The 993-nt window shown below is 67.7% G+C and carries 1 protein-coding gene; it reads left to right on the top strand.

Annotated elements, in window-relative coordinates; genetic code table 11:
* Positions 1 to 92: 92 nt before the first annotated feature.
* A protein-coding gene (locus E5N76_RS29250; protein ID WP_408021734.1) for an IS630 family transposase occupies positions 93 to 993 on the top strand; the annotation gives its coding sequence in 2 pieces (ribosomal slippage) (positions 93 to 425 and positions 427 to 993; 900 coding nt annotated over the 2 pieces). This gene is flagged as partial in the annotation.

Here is a 993-nt window from a genome sequence, read left to right as displayed (position 1 = left end):
CTAGAGCATGCTGTGTTTGCTCTGAATCGGGGGTTCCGAAACGGGCTGAGATCTGATTCAAGCTCTGGGCTGGGCGATGGAGGCCAGCCAGGATGCGGCCATACTCCGAGGATCTGCGTGAGCGTGCGGTGCAGCGCGCGGAGGCGGGCGAGACGATCCGCGAGATTGCGGCGGCCTTGCGGATCAGCCCGTCCTGCGTGTCGAAATGGCGCAAGCGGCAACGCGAGACGGGTTCCCTGAAGCCGGACCAAGTGGGCGGGCACAAGCCGCGTACCCTGGCGGGCGAGCACGCTGAGTGGCTGCGGGCGCGGGTCGCCGAAGGCCCGTTCACCACGCGCGGCCTGACAGCGGAGCTGGCTGCGCGTGGCATCAAGACCGACCGGCGCGCGGTGTGGGTGTTCCTGCACGCGGAGGGGCTGAGCTTCAAAAAAAACCGTGCTGCCCGCCGAGCAGTCGCGCCCTGACATCGCCTTCAAGCGCGCCCGCTGGCAGGCCCACCAAGGCAAGATCGACCCGCGCCGGCTGGTCTTCATCGACGAAACCTGGATCAAGACCAACATGGCGCCGCTGCGCGGCTGGGGCTTGCGCGGGCAACGGCTGGATGCGCGCGTGCCGCACGGCCATTGGAAGACGCTGACCTTCATCGCCGCCCTGCGGCACGACCGGGTCGATGCACCCTGCGTGATCGACGGGCCGATCAATGGCGACCTGTTCACCGCCTATGTCGAGCAGGTACTGGTCCCCACGCTGGTGCCAGGCGAGATCGTCATCCTCGACAACCTCGGCAGCCACAAGCGACACCGCGCCCGCCGCGCCATCCGCCAGGCCGGCGCGCACCTGCTGTTCTTGCCGCCCTACAGCCCCGACCTGAACCCGATCGAGCAACTCTTCGCCAAGATCAAGCACCTCATGCGCGCCGCCGAGCAGCGAACTATCGGCACCACCTGGCGCAAGGTCGGCGCCATCCTCGACCTCGTCAGCCCAACCGAATGC

The organism is Siccirubricoccus phaeus, from assembly GCF_008360935.1.
In the GTDB taxonomy this organism is placed as follows: Bacteria; Pseudomonadota; Alphaproteobacteria; order Acetobacterales; family Acetobacteraceae; genus Siccirubricoccus; species Siccirubricoccus phaeus.
This window is presented reverse-complemented; position numbering and strand designations above follow the sequence as displayed.